We start from the raw sequence: 3,570 nt of genomic DNA, 5'->3' as shown, positions 1-3,570 counted from the left end.
GAGCGGGGTTGCTTTCCGGTCCGGCCCTTTCGGGCTTTCCCTTTCAGCGGCTCCGACTTTACCAGATCCTCATTCGTTCCCGCTTCTTGCGAAGCTGCGGTCCGAATTTGTTTCCGATGGCCTTTGGAATGGCCTTTCGCTTTTCAGCGGCTCCGACTTTATCAGAAGCGTTGACGTCGATTTGATCGACCTGACGTTCCCGATAAGAGACCAGAAAGGCCCCGCCGAATTGAATTTCGGCCGGAGCGCAGTAGATGTTAGCCGTCGCGGGGGAGCTTGTCCAGCTCCCGGCAACCGTTAAAATCTACCTCCCCGAGTCGTCCGTGTCAACGGGCTTCCTCGGGTGGACAGGAGATTAGCAGCTCAGGGGTGCCCGGTGCACATCGGCGCCCCAGGGCCCCGGGGGCTGCTGTTCAGGCTGTGGTGCAGCTGTCGATCAGGCGGCGGTGGGCAGCGTGGCGTCGCGGTCGGAGCGCTCGATGTCGCCGGTCTCCCCCGCCCGGGCAGCGCGGCGGCCGGGCCCGTAGACGTACGCGAAGAAGGCCAGCTCGGCGACGACCCCGATGCCGATGCGGAGCCACGTCGGCAGGCCGGACGGGGTGACGAAGCCTTCGATGGCTCCGGACACGAGGAGCACGGCGGCCAGGCCCAGGGCCACGCCCAGTGCCGCGCGCCCTTCCTCCGCCAGGGCGTTCCGTCGGGTGCGCGGACCCGGGTCGAGCACCGTCCAGCCGAGCTTGAGGCCCACTCCCCCGGCGGCGAAGACGGCCGTCAGCTCCAGCAGGCCGTGCGGGAGGATCAGGCCGAGGAACGTGTCGAGGCGGCCGGCGGAGGCCATGAGGCCGATGCCGACTCCCACGTTGAGCATGTTCTGGAAGAGGATCCAGAGCACCGGCACGCACAGGAAGGCGCCGAGGACCAGGCAGAGCGCGGCCGCCTGGGCGTTGTTCGTCCAGACCTGGGCCGCGAAGGAGGCGGCGGGGTGGCTGGAGTAGTACGTCTCGTACTGGCCGCCCGGTCGGGTCATCTCCCGTAGGGCGTCGGGAGCCCCGATGGATGCCTGGACCTCCGGGTTCGCGGCGATCCACCAGCCGATGAGGGCCGCGACCACGGTGGAGAGAACCGCGGTGGGTATCCACCAGTGCCGGAGCCGGTAGAGCGCGGCGGGGAACGAGGTCGTGAAGAAGTGGGCGGCGTCGCGCCAGGACGCCTTGCGCGCGCCCGTCACGGCGCTGCGCGCGCGGGCGACCAGGGAGGTCAGCCGGCCGGTCACGGCGGGGTCCGGTGCGGTGGACTGGAGCAGTGAGAGGTGCGTGGTGGCGCGCTGGTACAGGGTGATCAGTTCGTCGGCCTCGGCGCCCGAGAGGCGGCGCTTGCGGCGTACCAGGGTGTCGAGGCGGTCCCACTCGGCGCGGTGCGCCGTGACGAAGACATCGACGTCCATTCAGTAGCGCTCCTCGTCCCCATGTGACGGCCTTGGTCCTCATGATGAACGTACTGGGCCCATTGTCGTACCGGCTTGGCAGACTGGCGGTGCCGGCAGCGGGGCGGGCGGGGACGCAGGCGAGAGGACGGCGGGGATGAACGAGCTGGTGACGGGTGAGGCGGTCGTACTCGGGCTGCGGCCTGCCAGGCTGCCGAGCCGGGCCCTGGCGGTGCTCATCGATCTTGCCGTGACCTGGGCCGGCTACATCCTGATCTCCATGGCGCTGTTCGCGGCGGCGGGCTCACTGGACTCAGCCGCGCTGGCGGCCCTGTCGGTGGCGGCGTTCGTCCTCGTACTGATCGGGGTTCCGATCGTGGTCGAGACGCTGAGCCACGGCCGGTCCCTGGGGAAGCTCGCGTGCGGGCTCCGGGTGGTGCGCGAGGACGGCGGGCCGATCCGCTTCCGGCACGCGCTGGTGCGCGGCGCCATGGGGGCCATCGAGATCGTGCTGACGATGGGCGTCGTGGCGTGCCTCGCCTCTTTGGTGTCGGCGCGCGGGCGGCGGCTGGGGGATGTGTTCGCGGGCACGGTCGTCGTACGGGAGCGGATACCGGTGCCGGAGGGCGGGTCGGCGCTGCCGCCTCCGCCGCCGTGGCTCATGGGGCAGCTCGGGGCGCTGGACCTGTCGCGCGTACCGGACAGCTGGTGGCTGACCGTACGGCAGTTCCTGGCTCGGACGGGGCAGCTGGATCCGCAGGTCGGGTGGCGGATGGCCGGACAGCTCACCGAGGACTTCGTGAGGTGGACGGGGGCGGTGCCGCCGCAGGGCGTGCATCCGGCCGCCTATCTGTCGGCGGTGGTGGTCGAACGGCAGGGGCGGGAAGCGCGGCGGGCCTTCGGACCGGAACGGTCGGCGGGAGCGGAGAACCGGTCAGCGGGAATGGAACGGTCGGCAGGGGCAGAACGATCGGCGGGGGCGGACCGGTCGGCGGGAGTGGCCGGGCCGGATGTGGGGGCGGCCGGGGCCGCGCCGCCCGCAAGCCCCGCAGCGCCCGAAGAGTCGGCGTCCGCGAGCGGGGCGGATGCGGGCCGTGCGACGGGGTTCGCGCCGCCCGCTTGAACCGGCGGCCGACAGCGGGCCACCGACCGCGGCCCTCGGCGGCCCGCGGCTCAGAATCCCGTCTCGGCGGTGGTGAAGGTCGACGGCGGGGATTCGAGGTTTTCGAGCTCGATGCCGGGGGCCGAGAGGACCACGTCGCCGGCGAGGTGGATCGCGTGCTGTTCGCCGGTCTCCAGGTCGTTGACCTGGTACTCGTCCACAGTCAGCGGGCCGTTGTCAGTGGCGTGTGCTGTCCTGTTCACCAGGGCCCAGGACTGGTCGAGCGTCCGGGGTGCGAGGACGGGGGGTGTGAAGGCCACGAGCCGGGCGCGGACGGCTCCGGAGCCGGGGGCGGGGCGCAGCAGCCGGGCGGTGGCGATGAGGAAAGCGGGGGACGCGCCGGTGAAGGAGTGGGCGGGGACGTTGCCTTCGGTGGCGTGCGTGCCGGAGGGGTCGGTACGGACCCAGGTGACGCCGTCGAGTGCGGCGCCGCGCACCTGCCAGGACGACGCGTGGAGTTCCAGGCGGATGGGGCGGCCGAGGTCGTCGAGGGTGAGGTCGACGGAGCCGGCGTGGTCGCCGGAGGGGGTGGTGATCTGCGAGACGTAGCGCCAGCCGGAGGGGCCGGTGGCGCAGTGGAAGTGCTCTTCACCGAGGGGGGTGTGATCGTGCGGGTCGTGCAGGGAGTAGCGGCCGCGGGGCATGGGGGTCCTTCAGTGGTTCCGTCGGGGCGACCCGCGAAGGGGGCTGCTGACGAGGCTACGCAAGGGCCGGGACGGGCCAGGCCCCCGCCCTGGGGACGGGGGCCTGGATCAAGCGGTGGCGCAGCCGGTGGCCGTCAGTAGCGGTAGTGGTCGGGCTTGTACGGGCCCTCGACCTCGACGCCGATGTAGGCGGCCTGCTCGGGGCGGAGCTCGGTGAGCTTGACGCCCAGCGAGTCCAGGTGGAGGCGGGCGACCTTCTCGTCCAGGTGCTTGGGCAGCACGTACACGTCCGTCGGGTACTGCTCGGGCTTGGTGAACAGCTCGATCTGGGCCAGCGTCTG

5 protein-coding genes are annotated in these 3,570 nt (G+C 71.4%); 2 read left to right on the top strand and 3 right to left on the bottom strand.

The window, feature by feature from the left end:
- The coding region (locus ACIGXO_RS33615; RefSeq protein ID WP_399794499.1) for a hypothetical protein at window positions 1–185 on the top strand (185 nt) is incomplete at its 5' end.
- Between the two features lie 251 nt (window positions 186–436).
- Here the strand turns inward: ACIGXO_RS33615 and ACIGXO_RS33610 are convergent.
- Window positions 437–1,444 (bottom strand): stage II sporulation protein M, encoded by a 1,008-nt coding sequence (locus tag ACIGXO_RS33610; RefSeq protein WP_399794497.1) that lies wholly within the window; start codon window positions 1,442–1,444, stop codon window positions 437–439.
- Between the two features lie 136 nt (window positions 1,445–1,580).
- On the opposite strand from ACIGXO_RS33610, the gene ACIGXO_RS33605 reads away from it, so the two are divergent.
- Window positions 1,581–2,546, top strand: a complete 966-nt coding sequence (locus ACIGXO_RS33605) for an RDD family protein (protein WP_399794495.1) — start codon at window positions 1,581–1,583, stop codon at window positions 2,544–2,546.
- Between the two features lie 50 nt (window positions 2,547–2,596).
- Here ACIGXO_RS33605 and ACIGXO_RS33600 read toward each other — a convergent pair whose 3' ends face one another.
- Together ACIGXO_RS33600 and ACIGXO_RS33595 are read right to left on the bottom strand one after the other, a co-directional pair.
- Window positions 2,597–3,229 carry a hypothetical protein gene (locus ACIGXO_RS33600; protein WP_399794493.1) on the bottom strand — a complete coding sequence of 211 codons (633 nt, stop codon included), beginning with the start codon at window positions 3,227–3,229 and terminating at the stop codon, window positions 2,597–2,599.
- A 134-nt stretch (window positions 3,230–3,363) separates the two neighbouring features.
- The coding region (locus tag ACIGXO_RS33595; RefSeq protein ID WP_399794491.1) for an adenosylhomocysteinase at window positions 3,364–3,570 on the bottom strand (207 nt) is incomplete at its 5' end.

Source organism: Streptomyces sp. NPDC053542, from assembly GCF_044544685.1.
Lineage (GTDB): Bacteria > Actinomycetota > Actinomycetes > Streptomycetales > Streptomycetaceae > Streptomyces.
The sequence above is the reverse complement of the archived record's forward strand: the minus strand, read 5'-3'. Positions and strand labels throughout refer to the sequence as shown.

Coding starts and splice junctions, on each gene's coding strand:
- ACIGXO_RS33610 (WP_399794497.1), bottom strand. CDS start 1,444: ATGGACGTCGATGTCTTCGTCACGGCGCACCGCGCCGAGTGGGACCGC.
- ACIGXO_RS33600 (WP_399794493.1), bottom strand. CDS start 3,229: ATGCCCCGCGGCCGCTACTCCCTGCACGACCCGCACGATCACACCCCC.
- ACIGXO_RS33605 (WP_399794495.1), top strand. CDS start 1,581: ATGAACGAGCTGGTGACGGGTGAGGCGGTCGTACTCGGGCTGCGGCCT.